Source organism: Vibrio sp. 10N.222.55.A1, from assembly GCF_041473835.1.
GTDB lineage: Bacteria > Pseudomonadota > Gammaproteobacteria > Enterobacterales > Vibrionaceae > Vibrio > Vibrio crassostreae_C.
In genome coordinates, this window is sequence record NZ_JBFRSX010000132.1 from 1 (window position 1) to 1,312 (window position 1,312).

Below are 1,312 nucleotides of genomic sequence, written 5' to 3' on the forward strand. Positions count from 1 at the left end.
TGTCTCGTCCTAAAATACGTTGACAGTATTTCTACTAAGCCAACAGCATCAGCTGTTGGCTTTTTTCATGCACCTCATTTGGAGTTTTCATCCTGAGACTAAGGTGCGGCCTCATATTGTTATAGGTACTTATAGACTCTTTTACTAGTTGTTTAAGCTCTCCGAGGTTTTTACACTTATTAAGTAAGAACTCTTGTTTCAGTATTCCATTTACTCTCTCTGCTAATGCATTTTGATAGCAGTCATAACCGTCTGTCATCGAGGGGCTTATGCCGCTACTTTTCAACTTATCTTGATAAACACCGGAGCAATACTGGAGACCACGATCAGAGTGATGGATACACGAACGATGATATTGACGCCCCTTAATAGCCATATCTAGCGCTTTCACAACATCCGTCGCCTTCATTTCGTTGCTCAGCTCGTAGCCCATAATTTTCCGACTAAACGCATCAGTTACCAATGAGAGATAGTGAATGCCTTCATCTGATTGGATATAGGTAATATCACTTACTAACACACCCTCTGGAGTGCATGGTTTGTAGTTCTTTAATAAGTTCGGATGTTTTTTCATCCAATGCTTACTGTTTGTCGTTTTCGTAAAACTACGTTTAGGTCTTACCAATAACCGTTCATCACGTAAGTAGTTGAAAAGAGCATCCCGACCTAACTTGATACCTTGTTCTTGCAACTTTGGCTTAAGTAAAAAGTAGAGCTTTCTAGTGCCAACCCGAGGCATATAACGTCTAATATCCAACACCATTTGTTTGATGGGTTTAAGTTCCAACTGGCGAAGAACAGCTCGCTTTTCTCGTTGATAAACGCTTTGTCTCGTTATCCCGCATAGCTTACATACTCGAACTAAACTTATTCCTTCTTGTTCTTGAAGGCTTCTTGCTCCTTGGTGAGATACTTTTTTCTGAGGCTAGTTCCGTGTTCAGCATCAAGAATATCAACCACTCTATTTAAAAAGAGATTCTTGATTTTTTCGTCTTCCAGCTCTTTCTCAAGACGCTTTATTTTCTGTGCTGGTGACTCTTTAGGCTTAGTTGATTGGTGCATGGTATTCATCCTTGGAGTTTGCGCCCAATTCATCTTACCGTGCTTTCGAAGCCAAGTTAAAACAGTTGAACGGCCTTGGATACCATAAATGGTTTGGGCTTGTTTATATGTCATATCGCCTCTTTCTACAGCGGCGACGACCTGTAATTTAAAGCCTAGTGTGTAATCACGCTGAGTGCGCTTAACGTAGGTATTATTTGAAGTAGCCATAATTCGTCCTCAATGTGTAAACACATTTCAGGACGGGACA

General features: G+C 40.7%; 1 protein-coding gene. It reads right to left on the reverse strand.

The window, feature by feature from the left end; genetic code table 11:
• Window positions 1-34: 34 nt before the first annotated feature.
• Window positions 35-1,272 (reverse strand): IS3 family transposase gene (locus tag AB4493_RS22090; protein WP_136979693.1). Its coding sequence is split into 2 segments (ribosomal slippage): window positions 35-900 and window positions 900-1,272, totalling 1,239 coding nucleotides; the frame shifts between segments, so codons are not numbered across the junction.
• Window positions 1,273-1,312: the final 40 nt, after the last annotated feature.